An 18,325-nucleotide genomic window follows, 5' to 3' on the forward strand; every position below is an offset into this window, starting at 1 on the left:
TTGCCTGAGGAGATATGCCCATGACCCCTGCCAAGGAAGTCCTGCAATCCAGCCACAGCCACGTCGACAGCCAGCGCTTGTGGCAATCATTGATGGAACTGGCGCGCCTCGGTGCCACGCCCAAGGGCGGCGTCTGTCGGCTGGCCTTGACAGACCTCGACCGCCAGGCGCGCGACCTGTTCGTGCAGTGGTGCGAGGCCGCTGGCTGCAGCGTCAGCATCGACGCAGTCGGTAATATCTTCGCCCGCCGGCCCGGGCGTAATCCTGCGCTGGCACCGGTGATGACCGGCAGCCATATCGACACCCAACCCACTGGCGGCAAGTTCGACGGCTGCTTCGGCGTCATGGCCGGGCTGGAGGTGATCCGCACCCTGAATGACCTGGGCGTAGAAACCGAAGCACCGCTGGAAGTGGTGGTGTGGACCAATGAAGAAGGTTCACGCTTTGCGCCGTGCATGATGGGTTCCGGGGTGTTCGCCGGCAAGTTCACCCTGGAAGAGACGCTGGCCAAGACCGATGCGCAAGGCGTCAGCGTCGGCGAGGCCTTGAACGCGATCGGCTACGCCGGACCGCGCGCGGTGCTCGGCCATCCGGTGGGCGCTTATTTCGAGGCACATATCGAGCAGGGGCCGATCCTTGAGGATCAGGCCAAGACCATCGGCGTGGTGCTCGGCGCGCTTGGCCAGAAGTGGTTCGACCTGACCCTGCGCGGGGTCGAGGCGCATGCCGGGCCGACGCCGATGCACCTGCGCAAGGACGCTCTGGTCGGCGCGGCGGCGGTGGTCGAAGCGGTCAACCGCACCGCGCACAGCCATCAACCGCATGCCTGCGGTACGGTCGGCTGCCTGCAGGCGTATCCCGGCTCACGCAACGTGATCCCCGGCGAAGTACGCATGACCCTGGATTTCCGTCACCTTGAAGCCGATCGGTTGCAGGCGATGATCGCCGAAGTGCAAGCGGTGATCGAGGCGACCTGTGCCAAACATGGTCTGAGTTTCGAGCTGACGCCGACTGCGGATTTCCCTGCGCTGTATTTCGACAAGACCTGTGTCGAAGCCGTACGCAGTGCTGCAGGTGCGCTGGGGCTGTCGCATATGGATATCGTCAGCGGGGCAGGGCATGACGCGATCTTTCTTGCCGAGCTGGGGCCGGCCGGGATGATCTTTGTGCCATGCGAAAACGGCATCAGCCACAACGAAATCGAGAACGCTACACCGGAAGATCTTGGCGCTGGATGCGCGGTATTGTTGCGCGCCATGCTGGCGGCCTCGGAGGCGATTGCCAGCGGGCGCCTGGCGGCCTAGCGGGGCACATGTGCAAAGGGCAGCAGACGCTGCCCTGATGCACTTAACCGAACACTGGACGCATGAAGCTACGCTCGTAGCTGAGGATAAAGCGCTGTTCGGTTGCCAGGGCAAATGCGGCCTGACACTCAGGGTCGCTCTCCGAGTCCTTGCGGTACTGCTCGTAGGCGGCAAGGCTGGGGAAGCTGAACTGACAGTAAGCGATATTGCTCGCGCCCTCTGCGGGCAGCAGATAACCGTGATGGGTGCCGCCCATGCGATTGACCAGGCCGATCCATAGCCGCGCGTAGGTCTCGAATGCAGGTATCTGATAGGGGTCGATAACGTATTTCAGGTGGCAGGTGATCACAGCTTCAATCCTTTGCGTGAGGGAACTCGGCCGCCTACAGTAGCCGGATCGACCGTTGGCGTCGACCCGCCGCAACCGCCCTGAACTTTAGCCCTCAGTCTCGCCTCGTAATATCTAGACACATCCTCTGATCCAGTCAACCGAGGCACGCCATGTCGTCGCTTATTCATCCGCACGCCCGCTTCAAGCCCTATCACTCGGCGGCGGGAGGTTGGGGTTCGGCGCACTCCGTGATGACCATCCTCTGGCGTGAGCAGGCCTTGGCCAAGTCGCCCAAGGCGCTGTTCAAGCAGAACAAACCGGACGGCTTTGCCTGCGTCAGTTGCGCCTGGGCCAAACCGCGTAATCCGCACGCGCTGGAGTTCTGTGAAAACGGCGCCAAGGCTACCGCCTGGGAGCTGACTTCGTTACGCACCGAGCCTGAGTTCTTCGCACGGCATACGCTCAGCGAACTGCGCAGCTGGAGTGACCACGACCTTGAGCAGCATGGGCGCTTGACCGAACCGCTGCGCTATGACCGTGCCAGTGATCGCTATCTGCCGGTGAGCTGGGAGCAGGCCTACCGTGAAATCGGCCAGACCTTGCGCAGGCTGTCGCCCGAGCAAGTGGTGTTCTATGCCTCGGGGCGGGCTTCGCTGGAAGCCTCGTTCATGTACCAGCTGTTTGCCCGTGCCTACGGCAGCAACAACCTGCCGGACAGCTCCAACATGTGCCACGAGAGCACCTCGGTTGGCTTGCAGGAGAGCATTGGCGTGCCGGTCGGCACGGTTACCCTGGAAGACTTCGAGCAGACCGACTGCATCTTCTTCTTCGGCCAGAACGTCGGCAGCAACAGCCCACGCATGCTTCACCCCCTACAGCACGCGCGCAGGCGCGGGGTGCCGATCATCACCTTCAACCCGCTGCGCGAGCGCGGCCTGGAGCGCTTCGTCAACCCGCAGTCACCGCGCGAGATGCTTGGCCCAGACTCTACGGTGATCAGCAGCCAGTATCATCAAGTGGCCATCGGTGGCGATCTGGCGGCGGTGCTTGGCATCAGCAAGACGCTGCTGGAGATGGACCGCGTGGCGCATGTCGAGGGCCGGCCGGCGGTGCTCGATCATGCCTTCATCGCCGAACATACCGAGGGATTTGCCAGCTTTGTCGAACAGATCAACAGCTACAGCTGGGCTACGCTCGAGCAGCGCTCTGGGCTGCCCCGCGCAGCGATGGAAGCCGCCGCCACGGTATATGCCCGCAGTGAGCGGGTGATGCTGGTGTTCGGCATGGGCATGACCCAGCATCGTCATGGCGTAGCCAACGTGCAGATGCTGGTCAACCTGTTGCTGCTACGCGGCAACATCGGCAAGCCCGGTGCCGGGGTGTGCCCGGTGCGTGGCCATTCCAACGTACAGGGCCAGCGCACGGTAGGGATCACCGAAGATCCGGCCAAAGTGCCGGTGGACAAGATTGAAGCGCTGTTCGCCTTCAAGGTGCCCGAGCAGATGGGCCTGGCTACCGTGGATACCTGTGAGGGCATCCTCGCAGGCTCGGTGAAAGCCTTCATCGGTCTGGGCGGTAACTTCCTCCGGGCTATCCCGGACACCTCGCGAATGGAGCCGGCCTGGGCCAACCTTGAGTTGAACGTGCAGGTCGCCACCAAGCTCAACCGCACCCACTTGCTGCCGGGGCGCGATGGCTGGTTGCTGCCGTGTCTGGGGCGTATCGAGATCGACCGCCAGGACGGTGTGGCGCAAAGCTACAGCACCGAAGACAGTACCGGCTGCCTGCATGGCTGGCGCGGCACCGCGGAGCCGGCCAGCGAGCACCTGCGCGCCGAAGTAGCGATCATTGCCGGGCTGGCCGAAGCGACCCTGACCGCGGGGCAGGCGAACATCCCCTGGGACGCCTGGCGCCGTGACTACGCGCTGATACGCGAGGCGATCGCAGCGGTGTATCCGCAGATATTCCACGACATGGAAACCCGCATGTGGCAGCGCGGTGGTTTCCATCGGCCGCTGCCGGCCTGCGAGCGCCAGTGGCAGACCGAATCGGGCAAGGCGCAGTTCGTCACGGCCGGGCGTCTGGATGAGGATGATGACGTGTCTGTCAGTCCTGAGCGGCGTGATGTACTGCAGTTGATGACGCTGCGCAGCAACGATCAGTTCAACACCACCATCTATGGCTACGATGACCGCTTTCGCGGCGTGCATGGTACCCGCAGCGTGGTGTTCATGAACCGCAGCGATGTGACCCGGCTGGGCTTCGTTCCGGGCGACTGGGTCAACCTGCGTACCGCGGTCGAGCCTGACGTACGCCGCGAAGTCGGGCCGATGCAGATCATCGCCTACGACATCCCCGCAGGTTGCGCGGCGGCGTATTACCCCGAGTGCAACGCATTGATCCCGCTGTGGCATCACGCCGAACGGAGCAAAGTGCCGGCGGCCAAGTCGGTGCCGGTGACGCTGCATCCTGGGCAGCCCTCGGCGCAGGACCTGCAGCGCGCGCTGGCGCAGGGCGAGCAGATTGTTTGAAGCCGCTGATGCCGGCGCCGCGTTGCTGGCGGCGCGCGCGCAGTTCGCGATCACCATCAGCTTTCACATCGTTCTGGCCGCCTTCAGCATTGGCCTGGCGCAGTGGTTGCTGGTGCTCGAGGCGCTGTGGCTGTGGCGGCGCAATCAGCACTGTCTCGACCTTTACCGCTACTGGCTGAAGATCTTCGCCCTGACCGTCGCGGTCGGCACAGCGTCGGGGCTGGTGATGGAATATCAGTTCGGCCTCAACTGGTCAGTGTTGTCGGTGAAGGCGGGCGAGGTGATCGGCCCGCTGATGTTCTATGAAGTGATGGTGGCGTTCTTTCTTGAGGCGGGCTTTCTCGGGGTGATGTTGTTCGGCCTGAACAAGGTCGGCCCGCGCCTGCATTTTCTGGCGACCTGTGCGGTGGCGCTGGGGTCGCTGGTCAGTGCCTTCTGGATCATTTCGGCCAACTCGTGGATGCACACGCCAGCGGGTTACTCGCTGGCCGGCGACGGCCGCTTTCTGGCCGAGGACTGGTGGGCGATCGTGTTCAACCCTTCGTTTCCTTATCGGCTAACGCACATGCTGCTGGCGGCAATGCTGGGCACGGCGACCATGCTCGCCGGCGCTGCGGGCTGGCATCTGCTGCGCCAGCCGGGCAATCCGCGTGCTCGGCTGCAGTACTCGATGGCGCTGTGGGCAATCGCGCTGCTGGCACCGGTGCAGATCATTGCCGGCGACCTGCACGGTCAGCACACACTGCAGGTGCAGCCGATCAAGGTCGCTGCCATCGAAGGCAGCTGGACCCGCCCGCCAGCAGGTGCCGGTGAGCCGCTAAGACTGTTCGCCGTGCCTGACATGGCCGAGCAGCGCAATCATTTCGAAGTGGCGATTCCGCGCCTCGGTTCGCTGTACCTGACCCATGACCTGAGCGGCACCATCAGTGCGCTGGACGAGTTCCCGCGGGCCGACTTACCGCCAGTGGCCATCGTGTTCTACGCCTTTCGCGTGATGGTCGGCCTCGGTGTGTTGATGGCCGCGTTGGGCCTTGCCAGCCTGCTGCTGCGCTGGCGCGGACGGTTGTGGCACGCCCGCTGGCTGCAATGCGCGAGTGTTGCGCTGGCGCCGGCGGGCTTTGTCGCCATGCTCAGCGGCTGGATCGTCACCGAGGTCGGCCGCCAGCCGTTTACTGTCTATGGCCTGCTGCGCACGGCAGACAGCCTGTCGCCGGTGGCCGCGCCGAAAGTGATCTGGGCCACGCTGGCGATCCTGTTGGTGTACACGCTGGTATTTGGCCTGGGCCTGTGGCTGTTGCTGCGCCTGCTGGGCAAACCACCCGGGCCAGACGAGCGCAGCCCGGCGCCGGCCTTGAGCGAGGAGACTTGAGCATGTTCGGCGTGGATGCCTTGACCTTGCTCAGTGCCGGCGCGCTGGCCTTTGCGTTGCTCACCTATGTGATGCTCGATGGCACCGACCTGGGCGTGGGCATGCTGATGGGCATCAATCGGCGGCCTGAGCAACGCCAGGTCATGCTGCTGTCGATTCTGCCGATCTGGGATGCCAACGAAACCTGGCTGGTACTCGGCGGGGGCGGTTTGCTGGCGCTGTTTCCGCTGGCCTATGCGATTTTGCTGCCGGCGCTGTATGTGCCGTTCTTGCTGATGTTCATGGCGCTGCTGGTGCGTGCGGTGGGGATTGAGTTTCGCGAGCATTTACCGCGCAAGGGCATGGGCGATGCGCTGTTGCTGGGCGGCTCGCTGCTGGCCACGCTTTGCCAGGGCGTGGCACTGGGCACCTTGCTGCAGGGTGTGCCGCACAAGGCCGGGCAGTACAACGGTAATGGTTGGGAGTGGCTGGGCAGCTTTCCCTTGTTGTGTGGCCTGGCGTTGGTCGCAGGTTATCTGTGGCTGGGCGCCTGCTGGCTGTACTGGCGCAGCGAGGGCGACCTGCACCAGCGCAGCCGGCGCCAGGCTCGCTATCTGTCGCTGTTGGCGTTGAGCCTGCTGGCAGCAGTGCTGATCTGCACCCTGGGCGTGGATCAGCGCTACTGGCAGCGCTTGTCCGAACCGTGGATTGCGGGGCCTTCGCTAGCGAGCGTGACGCTGTTGCTGCTCGGCTATCAACTGGCCTGGCGCAGCCGGTGGCATTGCCTGCCGCTGTTGATGGCACTGGGCGTGGTGGCGGTGGCATTTGCGCTGATGCTGCTGGCGCTGTTTCCGCTGATCATCCCGCCAGACCTGAGCCTGGCCCAGGCGGCTTCTTCACCCACCAGCCAGACGTTCATGCTGGTCGGCTTCGCCATCATTGCGCCGATCACCCTGGCTTACAACACGCTCGGCTTCAGGGTGTTCGCCGGCAAGATTCGCGCGCCAGACGCTAGGTCCGAATGAATTCACAAAGGCTCTGTATGGCCTGATTCAGGGTCATCTGTAACTTATGCCGGGTGAGTGAGTGCTTTAGCATCGGAGCCTCTTGTGCCCAGCCAAGCGCTGCAGCACCTCACTTTCTTATCGGGTTACACGCCATGGACAGCCACTCGCTACTTGCCTACACCCTGGTCGCCGCGATCGCCATTGCCAGCCCAGGGCCGGCCTCGTTGATGGCAATCAACAACAGTATTCTGTACGGCGCACGTTCGGCGATCTGGTCATCGCTGGGCAATGTCAGCGGGCTGTTCTGCCTGTCGGCTGCGGCGATGCTCGGTTTGGGCGCGCTGCTGGCCAGTTCGGAAGTGCTGTTCAATGCGGTGAAGATTCTCGGTGCAGCCTACCTGTTCTATCTCGGCGGCAAGCAGCTGCTGAAAAAGAATCCGATGCTGGCGGAGGCGGGCGCAGCGCCGGTGAAAGTGCTCAGGCCGACGCGGCTGAAACTATACAAGTCGGCATTTCTGACCGCAGCGACCAACCCGAAGGCGACCATGTTTTTCACCGCCTTGTTTCCGCAGTTCATCGATCAGGGCGCGGCATTGCTGCCGCAGTTCTTGATCCTGACCGCGATCTTCATGGCGTTGTCGCTGCTGTCGCTGGCGGTCTACGCCAGCCTCGCAGCACGGGCCAAAGGCGTACTGACCCGGCCGCAGTTTGCCCGCTGGGTCAGCCGGGTGGTGGGCACTACCTTCATCGGCTTTGGCGCTGCGATCCTGGCCATGCGGCGCCAGAGCGCCTGAGCACTGCCGTTACAACCAGTAGGTCACCGCATACCAGCCCAGGCCGCCCATGACCACGGTGTAGGGCAGCGCCATCCACACCATGCGCCTGTACGACAGACGCACCAGCGGCGCGATCGCCGAGGTCAGCAGAAACAGAAACGCTGCCTGGCCATTGGGCGTGGCCACGCTGGGCAGGTTGGTGCCGGTATTGATCGCCACCGCCAGGGCCTCGAAGTGCTCGCGGCTCATGCGCCCGTCGATGAACGCCTGCTTCACTTCGGTGATGTAGATGGTGGCAACGAACACGTTATCGCTGATTGCCGAGAGCAAGCCGTTGGCCAGATAGAGCATGCCCGGTTGTTGCTCGGGCGGCAGGGCCAATACAGCTGCGATCAACGGGCTGAACAGCTGTTGCTGGTGGATCACCGCCACTACCGCAAAAAACACCACCAGTAGCGCGGTGAATGGCATGGCGTCCTGGAAGGCACGGCCCAGACGGTGCTCATCGGTGATACCGGTGAAGGCCGTGATCAAAACGATCACCATCAGGCCGATCAAGCCGACTTCGGCAATGTGCAGGCCCAGGCAGACGCACAACAGCAGCGCCGCCAGCCCTTGCACCCACAGTGCCAGGCGCTGGGCCGGCGTGCGTGCGGCATCGTCCTCGGCCGCGTGGGCGGCCAGCACCTGGCGCACGCGCGTCGGCATCAGGGTGCCGTAGCCGAACAGGCGTAGCTTTTCCAGCACGACGCAGGTCAGCAGGCCGGCACCCAGCACCGGCAGCGATACCGGCGCGACCTTGAAGAAGAATTCAGCGAAGTGCCACCCCAGCTCATGCCCGATCAGCAGGTTCTGCGGCTCGCCGACCAGCGTGCAGACGCCGCCCAGCGCGGTGCCGACAGCGCCGTGCATGAGCAGGCTACGCAGAAAGGTGCGGAACTGGTCAAGGTCTTCGCGGTGTAGGTGGGCGACCTGCTGGTCGCTGCCCAACTCCGAGTCTTCACGCGGATTGGCACCGGAAGCGACCCGGTGATACACCGCATAAAAGCCGACTGCGGCACTGATGATCACTGCCGTCACCGTCAGTGCATCGAGAAACGCCGAGAGGATCGCCGACAGTACGCAGAACAGCAGCGCCAGCACGGTCTTGCTGTGCACCCCGAGCAGGATCTTCGAAAACAGGAACAGCAGCAATTCCTTCATGAAGTGAATGCCGGCGACCATGAACATCAGCAGCAGAATCACCGGGAAGTTGTGCAGTAGTTCGTCGTACAGCGCCTGGGCGGTGGTCAGCTTGAGCAACAACGCCTCAATCAGCAGCAGCCCGCCTGGCATCAGCGGGTAGCACTTGAGTGCCATCCCTAAGGTGAAGATGAACTGGATCACCAGCAGCCAGCCCGTCGCTACCGGACCTAAAGTGGCCAGCACCAGCGGGTTGAGCAACAGGAACAGGCAGATGACCGCCTTGTACCAGCGCGGCGCCTGGCCAAGAAACGAATGGGCGATGGTGCCCGGCAGGGAGCGTTGCATGAATTTGTATCCTTATGATTCTGCAGTCGAGCACGGTGCCGCAAAGCACGCCCGCTGCGCAAGGGCAACAGTCCCGCTTTTGGCACAAGTACCGCCATGAGGGTGCGCTATAGTCCGGCGCTGACCACCCTTGCCACAGGAATGCCGCCGATGACCGACTACACCGCGTTCACAGTCGAACTGACCGACAACATCGCTCACGTGCAGATCAACCGCCCGGAAAAAATCAACGCGATGAACGCGGCGTTCTGGCAGGAAATCATCGAGATCTTCCAGTGGATCGATGACACCGATGCGGTCCGCGCAGTGGTCATCAGCGGCGCCGGCAAGCACTTTTCGTCAGGCATCGACTTGATGATGCTGGCCTCGCTGGCCAACCAGCTGGGCAAGGACGTCGGCCGCAATGCGCGCTTGCTACGCAAGACCATCCTCAACATGCAGGCGTCGTTCACCGCCGTCGACAACTGCCGCAAACCTGTGCTGGCAGCGATCCAGGGCTACTGCCTGGGCGGCGCCATCGACCTGATCTCGGCCTGTGACATGCGTTATTGCAGCAGCGACGCGCAGTTTTCGATCAAGGAAATCGACATGGGTATGGCCGCCGACGTCGGCACCCTGCAGCGCCTGCCGCGGATCATCGCTGATGGCGTAATGCGCGAAATGGCCTACACCGGGCGCTATGTCGAGGCGCAGGAGGCGCGCCAGATCGGCCTGGTCAACCGGGTTTACCCCGATCACGCGGCGCTGCTCGACGGAGTCTTTGCCATTGCCCGTGAAATTGCGGGAAAATCCCCCATTGCCGTGGCCGGCAGCAAGCAGATGCTCAATTACATGCGCGAGCACAGTATCGCCGATGGCCTTGAGTACATTGCGACCTGGAACGCCGCCATGCTGCAGTCCGAAGACTTGCGGGTCGCCTTTGCGGCTCACATGAGCAAACAGAAACCGACGTTCGCCGACTGACCGAGGCGGTGGACGCGCTTGAAGGAAAGCCCACCATGTCAGCACGCTGGACTAGCGCAGTACTCGACCCCAATGTCGCCGGAGGGTTGGCCGTGGCCCGCGGCCCGGACGGGTTTCTGCTGGACGATAACGGCGTGCTGTTCCCGCGTGAATGGCTCAAGCGCCAGGACCTGGACATCCTCTGCGAGCACGGCATCGGTCATTTCGAAGGTGAGCCGGTGTTTCTGCTGGAGCTGCGCAGCGCCGCCGTGGTCAGCGGCTGCGGTTGGCGTGGTCTGCGCCAGTTCATGCTCGAAGGCGACTTCGATATCTACAAGCTGCTTGGCTACGCGGCGCAGATCGGCACCTGGGCGCGGGAGCATCGCTTTTGCGGCAGCTGCGGCCAGGCCATGACCCAGATCCACTGGGAGCGGGCCATGCACTGTGCCAGCTGCGACCTGCGCAGCTATCCGCGCATTTCGCCCAGCATGATCGTGCTGGTCACCCGCGGCGACGAGATCCTGCTGGCGCGTTCACCGCGCTTTGTCACTGGGGTGTACAGCACGCTGGCCGGGTTTGCCGAGCCCGGCGAGTCGGCTGAGGACTGCCTGGTGCGTGAAGTGCGTGAAGAGGTGGCGGTAGAGGTGAAGAACATCCAGTACGTCGGCAGCCAGTGCTGGCCGTTCCCGCACTCGATGATGCTCGGTTTTCACGCCGAGTACGCCGGTGGCGAGATCGTCATGCAGCCGGACGAGATCGAGGATGCGCAGTGGTTCAACGTGCATGCTCTGCCGCCACTGCCGGCCGGGCGTTCGATTGCCCGGCACTTGATCGATCTGTATGTGGCGCGCCGCTTAGGCCTGGCCGAACCAGTGCTGCCAGGCTAGGCGCACGGTCAGCGCCAGGACCACGGTGATGAATACCGGGCGGATGAACTTGCTGCCGCCGCTGATCGCCGTGCGTGCACCAAAGAACGCCCCGACCATCACCGCCAGGCCCATGGCCAGGCCCACGATATAGTCGACCTGACCGGAGGCGATGAACACCGTCAGCGCCGCCGCGTTGCTGACGAAGTTCATGCTCCGCGCCACACCACTGGCGCGGACCAGATCGATCGGATACAGCAGCAGCGTGCTGACTGTCCAGAACGCGCCGGTGCCTGGCCCGGCGACGCCGTCGTAGAAACCCAGGGTAAAGCCCTGAGGCAACTGCCAGGTTTTCTTGATCGGCGCATCGGCGTCCAGCGGCGCCTTGGGCGTGCCACCGAACAACAGGTAGATGCCACAGGCAAACACCACCACCGGCAGCATCTTGTTCAGCCACTCTGCCGGCAGGTAATGGGCGATCACCGCGCCGAGCAGGGCACCTAGCAGCGTGCCGAACAGCGCCGGACGCCACTGCGCCGGGTGGAACAGCTTGCGCCGGTAGTAGGTGAAGCCGGCGGTGGCCGAGCCGAAGGTCGAGCTGAGTTTGTTGGTGCCCAGCACCAGATGCGGCGGCATGCCCGCGGTCAGCAGCGCAGGGGTAGTCAACAGACCACCGCCGCCGGCAATGGCGTCGATAAAGCCGGCAACAAACGCAACCAGAGTCAGGATCAGCAGCGTCAGCGGTTCAACGGAGAGTTCGAAAGGCATGAGGATTCAGGCTTAGCGGCAGTGCGCGGCAAAAGGCCGCGCCAAAGGCTGCCATGGTAAACGCCAGCGTCGGGTGTGGCCAGTATCGAGGCGGTTTTGCCGCCCGCTACAGGAACCAGTGATACTCGCGAGCGCTGACTTCATCCATGAAGGCCAGGTGGTCCTGGCGTTTGTTTTCGCAATACACCTTCACAAACTCCTCACCGAGCCCGGCACTGACCGCAGGATGCGCTTGCATCGCGGCCACCGCGCTAAGCATGTCCTTGGGAAAGTCGATGCCGCTGGCGCGATCATCATTGAGCGGGGCAATCGGCTCTTGCCGGGCCGCCAGGCCTTGCTCCATGCCGCAGAGGATTGCCGCCAGCACCAGGTACGGGTTGGCGTCGGCGCCGGCCAGGCGGTGCTCGATGCGCAGGTTGCGTGAGTCGGACTCGGGAATGCGAATGCACGCGTCACGGTCTTCAAAGCCCCAGCTGGCGCGGCTGGCGGCGTTGACCATGGCGCCATAGCGGCGAAACGCATTGTGGTTGCCGGCAAAGATCGGCATGCACTGCGGCAGCAGCGCCAGGCAGCCGGCCACGGCATGGCGCAACGGCTGCTGCTGGTCGGCGTCGAGTACGTTGTTGCCGCTGCTGTCGTAGAGGCTGACATGCACGTGCATGCCACTGCCGGGTGCCTGCAGGTAGGGCTTGCTCATGAAGCTGGCGCGCAGGCCGTGCTTGCGCGCCACACCGCGGCTGCTGCGGCAGAACAGGGCGGCCCAGTCGGCGGCGCGCAGGCCGTCGTCGCAGTGGCCGAAGTTGATCTCGAACTGACCCGGGCCGAGCTCTGCGGTGATGACATTGGCATCGACGCCTTGGGCGTTGGCGGTTTCGACCATGTCGTGCAGTACTTCGGAGAAGCGCGACAGGCGTTCGATATGCAGGTTGGGTTGGTCGTCGCGATCACCACTGATCGGGTCGCGGGGAAACTGCGGCAGGCCGTCCTGCAGCGCGCAGTCGAACAGGTAAAACTCCAGCTCGAATGCAACCACCGGGCGAATGCCCCGCGCCTGCAGACGCTGCAGCACCCTGGCGAGGACCTCGCGCGGCTCGAACTCTATGGGCGCATCGGTGCCGTCGGAGCTGATCAGCATCTGCCCGAGTGGCTGCGTCTCCCAGCTGACCGGCTTAAGCGTACCGGGGATCAGCCGGCGCAGTGCATCCGGGTCGCCATCGTTGAAGCAGTAATCGCCAATCGGAAACAAGCCACCCTGGGCACCGAGCAGCACGCAGTTCTGCGGCAGCTTCAGCGGGCTGCCGGCGGCGAGCTTTTCGAGCATGTCGATGGGGTAGCGTTTACCGTAGAAATGCCCGGGGATGTCCAGGCTGATCAGGTCGACATAGCGCACTTCGGGGTGTTGGCTGCGAAACGCGCGGACTTCATCCAGCAGGGTAGTGGGGGTCATTGCGAGCTCTAGACGGCGCTGTGATTCAGCCTGAAAAATCTAGCAGCTGGTGCTGGTTTCGCCAGCAAGCTTGTATTTATTGCAACGCCTGGCTGATGCTGGCGATGCCCATCAGCCGCCTTTCAGGACTTAAACCATGCGCCGTCTGCCCTCGCTGACCGCCTTGCGCACGTTCGAGTGCGCCGCCCGCCATGGCCATTTCGGCCGGGCCGCGGCCGAGCTGTGCGTCACCGACAGCGCAGTCAGCCACCAGATTCGCCAGTTGGAAGCGCAGCTGGGCGTGGCGTTGTTCGAGCGGGTCGGCCGCCAGGTGCGCCCGAGTGCTGAAGCAGAGCGCCTGCTGCAGCAGTTGCAACAGGCCTTCGAGTTGATCGGCAAGGCCTGTGACGAGCTGCGTGACCCGGCTTCGCAGGCAGTGCTGCGGGTTGCGGTGACGGCAGAGCTGGCGCAAAAATGGCTGATCAATCGCCTGGCTGATTTCAGCAGCCGCTACCCGCATATCACCCTGCATCTACTCGAACAGCCGATCAATGCCGGGGCGCCAGCACTGGACGTTGACCTGGCGATCACCTACGGCACCAGCGCGCTGGACGCCAGCACGCACTTCGTGCGGCCGTTGCCGCTGCTGCAGTTCTTTCCAGTGTGCAGCCCCGGCCTGTTCAACCAGAGCGCCATGAAGCGCCCGCGCGAGCTGTTGCGCCACTGTCTGTTGCACGACGACCAGGACGGCAAGACCTGGACTTCGTGGCTGGCCACCCACGCCGAAGACGGCCAGCCCAACCGCCAGCTGTACTTCCCCCATGCGGCGTTGGCGCTGGAGGCGGCGCTGCTCGGCCAGGGCGTAGCCATGGGCGACAACCTGACCTGCCAGGCCGACCTGCAAAGTGGCCGACTGGTGCGCCCGTTCAGCGCCAGTGTTACCGCGCAGGGGCAGTACGCGCTGGTCTGCGAGCGCTTGCGCCTAGAGCGCGGTGCAGTGGGCGACTTCGTTGACTGGTTCATCGAACAGATCAGCGAACCGTGAATTCAATTCACCAATCGCTGAGTTTTCATCGTTAGATGTGCGCCCGCTAGCGGCGTAGCTTCGGCTCATCCCACTCAGTCACGACGAGGTGACCCATGGCACGTTCGCTCAGCACTACCCCCAAGGCCGATGGTTTCCGCTTGCCCGGCGAGTTCGAAGCCAAGGGCGGCTGCTGGCTCGGTTGGCCGGAACGGCCGGACGTGTGGCGCAATGGCGCCAAGCCGGCGCAGCAGGTGTGGGTCGAGATCGTCAAGGCGATTGCCAGCAGCGAGCCGGTCACTGTATGTGCCTCCGCCGCGCAATACGCCAATGCCCGACGCCTGCTACCGGAGGCGGTGCGGGTAATGGAGATGACTTGCAATGACACCTGGTTTCGCGACAGCGGGCCGTGCTTCGTGGTCAACGATGACAGCGGCGAGGTACGCGGCGTCGACTTCGAATTCAACGCCTATGGCGGCCTCGACGGTGGCCTCTATTACCCATGGGACAAGGACGACCAGATCGCTCGCAAGGTCCTCGAGATCGAAAACCTGGACCGCTACCGCGCGCCATTGATCGCAGAACTCGGCGGCATCCAGAGTGACGGCCAAGGCAGCCTGCTGACCACCGAGCAATGCCTGCTCAACCGCAATCGCAACGCTCATCTGGGCAAAGCAGAGGTGACCCGGCGCCTGCAGGATTACCTTGGTGCCGAGCAGGTGATCTGGCTGCCACGTGGCTGCAAGTTCGATGAAACCGACGGCCATGTCGACGACCTGGCCTGCTTTGTACGGCCCGGCGAGGTGGTGCTGCAATGGACCGACAACCGCGATGACCCGCAGTGGGAGATCTACCAGGAAGCCTATGACATCCTGCGCAGCACCCGCGACAGCCGCGGCCGTGAGCTCAAGGTGCACAAGCTGCCCCAACCTGATGTGCTGCAGTGGACCTCTGCCGAAGCCGCCGGGCTGGATCAGGTCGACGGCACTCATGTGCGCGAAGCCGGCACGCGGATCTGTGCGTCTTACATCAACTACTACGCCGGCAACTCGGCCATCGTCGTGCCGTTGTTCGGCGACCGCAATGACAGCGTGGCCCAGGCAACCCTGGCAGAGCTGTTCCCGGGCAAGCGCATCATCGGCATCGAAAACTCGCGGGAGATTCTGCTCGGCGGCGGCAACGTTGCCTGCATCACCATGCCGCAATACGCCGGAGGACCTCGCTGATGAAAACCTCTGTGCTGGCACTTGGGTTGGCGCTGGCCGGCAGCGCGGCGGCGGGGCACGCCGCCGATGCGGCGCAGCCCACCGTCAACCTGTACATCTGGGGCGAGTATTTGGCGCCAGACACGCTGAGCAATTTCGAGAAGGAAACCGGCATCCGCGTGGTCGCCGACCACTTCGATTCGCTTGAAACCGCCGAAACCAAACTGCTGACCGGGCGCAGCGGCTATGACCTGGTGCTCAGCGCCGGTCAGCACCTGAGTCGGGCCATTGCCAGCGGCGCGTTGCAGCCGCTGGATAAAAGCCGGCTGCCCCATCTGCAGGGTGTGGGCGAGGAGTTTCGTCAGCACATGGCCGTGTTCGACCCCGGCAACCGCTATGCCGGGACCTACGCCTGGGGCACCACCGGGGTCGGCTTTCAGCAGCAGGCCGTGACCGCACGCCTGAGCGATGCGCCGCTGGACAGCTGGGCGATGCTGTTCGACCCGGCGGTGGTAGCGAAATTTGCCGATTGCGGAGTCAGCCTGCTCAATGACCCCAACGAAGTGTTTGCCGCAGTGATGCGCTACATGGGCCTGGACATCAATCAGCAGCGCCTCGAGGACCTAAAGCTGGCTGAGGCACAACTGCGCAAGATCCGCCCGTACATCCGCTACTTCGACAATGATCGCAACATCAACGACCTGGCCAACGGCGAGACCTGCGTGGCGATGTCGTGGAACGGCAACGTGGCTATCGCCCAGGGCCAGGCGCAGCAGGCGGGCAAAACCTACAGCCTCGCTTACCGAATCCCCAAGGAGGGCACGTTGATCTGGCTTGACGCGCTGGTGGTGCCCAAGGACGCACCGCACCCGCAGGCGGCCTGGGCCTTGATGGACTACCTGATGCGCCCGGAGGTGATCGCACCGATCACCGACACCATTCACTACGCCAATGCGATCAGCGCCGCCGACAGCCTGGTCGATGCACAGATCCGCAACGCCCCCGGCACCTATCCGCCGGCCGAGGTGCGCGCGCGGTTGTACAGCAAGAACGACAATGGCAAGCAATTCAACCGCGAACTGACCCGAGCCTTCAGCCGACTCAAGAGCGGCACCTGAGGCCAGGTCGAAGGCTCAGGTAGTGGCCTTGCGCCTGGCAACCCTCGGCTTGGCCGCCTTGGGCTTGCCGTCGGCCGCTTTGGCCTTGGTGCCTGAGCGGCGCTTCTTGCTCCAGGGCGCCTTCTTGCCACCGGCGGGTACCAGCGGGCCGCTGATGGTCATGCGCATGCCGCTACAGCGCTCTACCAGCTTGCCCATCCAGGCCGATTGGCGGGCAACGAATTCCTCGAGAGTCATTTCGCCGCTCTGGACCATGTCCAAAGCCTGCTCCCAGATCGCCGTGGTGCCCGGGTCGGCAATGGCCCGTGGGACGGCGTCAATCAGGCTGAACGCGGCTGGGGTGGCGGCCAGGGCCTTGCCGTTCTTGACCAGATAACTGCGGTCGAGCAGGCCCTGGATAATGCTGGCGCGGGTGGCCTCGGTGCCGATGCCGGTGGTTTCCTTGAGCTTTTGCTTGAGCTTGGGGTCATCCACCAGCTTGGCGACGTTTTTCATCGCCTTGATCAGGTCGCCTTCGGTGAAGGGTTTCGGCGGCTGGGTCCACAGGTCCTTGAGTTGGACGTTGCGCACTGCGCAGGCCTGGCCTTGCTGCAAGGCTGGCAGCACCTGCGCCGGCGGCGCCTCACGGCCTTTGGCTGGCGTCAGCGCCTCTGGCAGGGCGCGGCGCCAGCCGGGTTCGACAATCTGCTTGCCGACGGCGCGCAGGGCGTGGCCGGCGCAATCGAAATCAGCCTGGGTGCGGTCGTATTCATGGTTGGGCAGAAACTGCGCCAGGTAACGCGCGCGGATCAGGGTGTAAACGGCCTTGTATTTGGGCGGCAGGCGCGCCGGGTCACTGGCGACGGCAGTGGGGATGATGCCGTGGTGGGCGCTGACCTTGGCGTCGTTCCAGGCGCGCGAGCGGCGTTGCGGCTGCAGGTGCGCTTGCAGCGGCGCCAGGCTGGCATCGGCGCGCTGCAATGCAGCGAGAATTGCCGGCGCCTCGGCATGCTGGCTCATTGGCAGAAAGCCGCAGTCGCTGCGCGGGTAGGTGATCAGTTTGTGGGTTTCGTACAAGGCCTGGGCGATGTCGAGGGTTTCCTGGGCGCCGTAGCCGAACTTCTTCGAGCAGATTTCCTGCAGGGTGCCCAGATCGAACGGCAGCGGTGCGGCTTCGCGCACGCGCTCGGTGACCAGCTTGCTGACCTGCGCACTGCCAGCCGCAGCCATGTCGGCGGCGGCTTGCTGGGCCAGGCTCTGGTTAAGGCAGCGGGCCTGATCATCGCAGGCGTCTTCAGGCGCGCGCCACTGTGCGTTGAACAGGCTGCCGGCATGCTCAAGCTGCACGTCGATCGCCCAGAACGGCACCGGCACGAAGTCGGCGATGCTGCGATCGCGGTCTACCACCAGGCGCAGGGTCGGGGTTTGCACGCGGCCGACGGGCAACACGCCTTGATAACCGGATTGACGCCCGAGCAGAGTGAACAGCCGGCTCATGTTCATGCCGATCAGCCAGTCGGCACGCGAACGGCCCAGGGCTGAATGGTACAGGCTGAAGGTCTCGCTGCCGGGCAGCAGCTTGGCCAGGGCCTTGCGGATCGAGGCATCGTCCAGCGCCGACAGCCACAGGCGCTGGATCGGGCCGCGGTACCGGCAGTGCTCGACCAGCTCACGGGCGATCATCTCGCCTTCGCGGTCGGCGTCGGTGGCGATGACCAGTTCGCGCGCTTCGCCAAGCAGGCGTTTGACTGCCTTGAACTGGCTGGCGGTTTTTGGCTTGACCAGCATTTTCCACTGGCCCGGGATGATCGGCAGATCGTCCAGGCTCCAGCGCTTGTAGCGGGCGTCGTAACTGTCGGGCGGGGCGGTTTCGAGCAGGTGGCCGATGCACCAGGTAACGCACACGTCAGTGCCTTGCCAGCAGCCGTCACCGCGGCGGGTGGCGCCGAGCACTTTAGCGATATCTTTGGCCTGGGAGGGTTTTTCGCAGAGAAACAGGCGCATGGCCGAGAACGCTTCATGGGCAGACGATGAGCGTCAGGATGAACAAAGAAGCGCCGCCAGGCAAGTTTTATCTGTATGCATATACAGCTTGCTGGTGAGTCAATGTTGCAGAGCACGCAGCGGGCCATTGCAGCCCGCTGCGAAACAGGGCCGGTTTAAGCGGCCC

At 63.9% G+C, this 18,325-nt stretch carries 15 protein-coding genes; 10 read left to right on the plus strand and 5 right to left on the minus strand.

The genetic code is table 11. The annotated features are described in order from the left end of the window. Positions 1–20 precede the first annotated feature (20 nt). Positions 21–1,304, plus strand: a complete 1,284-nt coding sequence (locus FW789_RS02725) for a Zn-dependent hydrolase (protein ID WP_103437898.1) — start codon at positions 21–23, stop codon at positions 1,302–1,304. Between the two features lie 43 nt (positions 1,305–1,347). Here the strand turns inward: FW789_RS02725 and FW789_RS02730 are convergent, their stop codons facing one another. Further along, positions 1,348–1,653, minus strand: coding sequence for an NIPSNAP family protein (locus FW789_RS02730; RefSeq protein WP_103437897.1), 306 nt, complete (start codon positions 1,651–1,653; stop codon positions 1,348–1,350). A gap of 152 nt (positions 1,654–1,805) precedes the next feature. On the opposite strand from FW789_RS02730, the gene FW789_RS02735 reads away from it, so the two are divergent. From FW789_RS02735 to FW789_RS02750, 4 genes are all read left to right on the plus strand, one after another. After that, on the plus strand, positions 1,806–4,166 hold the full coding sequence (locus FW789_RS02735; RefSeq protein ID WP_446430846.1) for an FdhF/YdeP family oxidoreductase: 2,361 nt from the start codon (positions 1,806–1,808) through the stop codon (positions 4,164–4,166). Then, positions 4,159–5,535, plus strand: coding sequence for a cytochrome ubiquinol oxidase subunit I (locus FW789_RS02740; protein ID WP_103437895.1), 1,377 nt, complete (start codon positions 4,159–4,161; stop codon positions 5,533–5,535). Before FW789_RS02735 ends, FW789_RS02740 begins: the two co-directional genes overlap by 8 nt. A gap of 2 nt (positions 5,536–5,537) precedes the next feature. Beyond that, entirely contained in the window at positions 5,538–6,539 is a 1,002-nt protein-coding gene (cydB, locus tag FW789_RS02745) for a cytochrome d ubiquinol oxidase subunit II (protein ID WP_103437894.1), read from the plus strand. Positions 6,540–6,673: 134 nt separating this feature from the next. Next, entirely contained in the window at positions 6,674–7,315 is a 642-nt protein-coding gene (locus FW789_RS02750; protein ID WP_101320875.1) for a LysE family translocator, read from the plus strand. A 9-nt stretch (positions 7,316–7,324) separates the two neighbouring features. Here FW789_RS02750 and nhaB read toward each other — a convergent pair whose 3' ends face one another. Further along, the gene (gene nhaB / locus FW789_RS02755) at positions 7,325–8,827 is read right to left on the minus strand and encodes a sodium/proton antiporter NhaB (RefSeq protein WP_446430847.1); all 1,503 of its coding nucleotides are present in this window, start codon (positions 8,825–8,827) and stop codon (positions 7,325–7,327) included. A gap of 150 nt (positions 8,828–8,977) precedes the next feature. On the opposite strand from nhaB, the gene FW789_RS02760 reads away from it, so the two are divergent. Both FW789_RS02760 and nudC read left to right on the plus strand, forming a co-directional pair. Continuing rightward, positions 8,978–9,790 carry a crotonase/enoyl-CoA hydratase family protein gene (locus FW789_RS02760; RefSeq protein ID WP_446430848.1) on the plus strand — a complete coding sequence of 271 codons (813 nt, stop codon included), beginning with the start codon at positions 8,978–8,980 and terminating at the stop codon, positions 9,788–9,790. A 35-nt stretch (positions 9,791–9,825) separates the two neighbouring features. Then, positions 9,826–10,656 carry an NAD(+) diphosphatase gene (nudC, locus tag FW789_RS02765; protein ID WP_207073059.1) on the plus strand — a complete coding sequence of 277 codons (831 nt, stop codon included), beginning with the start codon at positions 9,826–9,828 and terminating at the stop codon, positions 10,654–10,656. Here the strand turns inward: nudC and FW789_RS02770 are convergent. Together FW789_RS02770 and FW789_RS02775 are read right to left on the minus strand one after the other, a co-directional pair. After that, entirely contained in the window at positions 10,624–11,403 is a 780-nt protein-coding gene (locus tag FW789_RS02770; RefSeq protein ID WP_186698871.1) for a TSUP family transporter, read from the minus strand. The two genes, nudC and FW789_RS02770, sit on opposite strands and share 33 nt — an antisense overlap. Positions 11,404–11,509: 106 nt before the next feature. After that, complete coding sequence (locus FW789_RS02775) at positions 11,510–12,850, minus strand: glutamine synthetase family protein (protein ID WP_411564590.1); 1,341 nt, start codon at positions 12,848–12,850, stop codon at positions 11,510–11,512. A 136-nt stretch (positions 12,851–12,986) separates the two neighbouring features. Between FW789_RS02775 and FW789_RS02780 the strand changes: the two genes are divergently transcribed. The 3 genes from FW789_RS02780 to FW789_RS02790 all read left to right on the plus strand — a co-directional run bounded on the left by FW789_RS02780 (position 12,987) and on the right by FW789_RS02790 (position 16,176). Beyond that, positions 12,987–13,874: a LysR substrate-binding domain-containing protein gene (locus FW789_RS02780; protein ID WP_186698875.1), complete on the plus strand. Its 888-nt coding sequence runs from the start codon at positions 12,987–12,989 to the stop codon at positions 13,872–13,874. Positions 13,875–13,969: 95 nt separating this feature from the next. After that, positions 13,970–15,079, plus strand: coding sequence for an agmatine deiminase (gene aguA / locus FW789_RS02785; protein ID WP_446430849.1), 1,110 nt, complete (start codon positions 13,970–13,972; stop codon positions 15,077–15,079). Further along, the gene (locus FW789_RS02790) at positions 15,079–16,176 is read left to right on the plus strand and encodes an extracellular solute-binding protein (protein ID WP_103437887.1); all 1,098 of its coding nucleotides are present in this window, start codon (positions 15,079–15,081) and stop codon (positions 16,174–16,176) included. The genes aguA and FW789_RS02790 overlap by 1 nt, the downstream gene beginning before the upstream one ends. Positions 16,177–16,191: 15 nt before the next feature. On the opposite strand, the gene FW789_RS02795 is transcribed toward FW789_RS02790, so the two are convergent. Further along, the gene (locus FW789_RS02795) at positions 16,192–18,159 is read right to left on the minus strand and encodes a DNA topoisomerase III (protein ID WP_446430850.1); all 1,968 of its coding nucleotides are present in this window, start codon (positions 18,157–18,159) and stop codon (positions 16,192–16,194) included. Positions 18,160–18,325 lie beyond the last annotated feature (166 nt).

It is taken from the genome of Pseudomonas sp. 1121_17 (assembly GCF_052850745.1).

Bases quoted from the DNA above. Each gene is read 5' to 3' on its own strand.
- FW789_RS02725 (WP_103437898.1), top strand. From the start codon at position 21: ATGACCCCTGCCAAGGAAGTCCTGCAATCCAGCCACAGCCACGTCGAC.
- FW789_RS02770 (WP_186698871.1), bottom strand. From the start codon at position 11,403: ATGCCTTTCGAACTCTCCGTTGAACCGCTGACGCTGCTGATCCTGACT.
- nudC (WP_207073059.1), top strand. From the start codon at position 9,826: ATGTCAGCACGCTGGACTAGCGCAGTACTCGACCCCAATGTCGCCGGA.
- FW789_RS02795 (WP_446430850.1), bottom strand. From the start codon at position 18,159: ATGCGCCTGTTTCTCTGCGAAAAACCCTCCCAGGCCAAAGATATCGCT.
- aguA (WP_446430849.1), top strand. From the start codon at position 13,970: ATGGCACGTTCGCTCAGCACTACCCCCAAGGCCGATGGTTTCCGCTTG.
- nhaB (WP_446430847.1), bottom strand. From the start codon at position 8,827: ATGCAACGCTCCCTGCCGGGCACCATCGCCCATTCGTTTCTTGGCCAG.
- FW789_RS02750 (WP_101320875.1), top strand. From the start codon at position 6,674: ATGGACAGCCACTCGCTACTTGCCTACACCCTGGTCGCCGCGATCGCC.
- cydB (WP_103437894.1), top strand. From the start codon at position 5,538: ATGTTCGGCGTGGATGCCTTGACCTTGCTCAGTGCCGGCGCGCTGGCC.
- FW789_RS02760 (WP_446430848.1), top strand. From the start codon at position 8,978: ATGACCGACTACACCGCGTTCACAGTCGAACTGACCGACAACATCGCT.
- FW789_RS02780 (WP_186698875.1), top strand. From the start codon at position 12,987: ATGCGCCGTCTGCCCTCGCTGACCGCCTTGCGCACGTTCGAGTGCGCC.
- FW789_RS02790 (WP_103437887.1), top strand. From the start codon at position 15,079: ATGAAAACCTCTGTGCTGGCACTTGGGTTGGCGCTGGCCGGCAGCGCG.
- FW789_RS02735 (WP_446430846.1), top strand. From the start codon at position 1,806: ATGTCGTCGCTTATTCATCCGCACGCCCGCTTCAAGCCCTATCACTCG.
- FW789_RS02775 (WP_411564590.1), bottom strand. From the start codon at position 12,850: ATGACCCCCACTACCCTGCTGGATGAAGTCCGCGCGTTTCGCAGCCAA.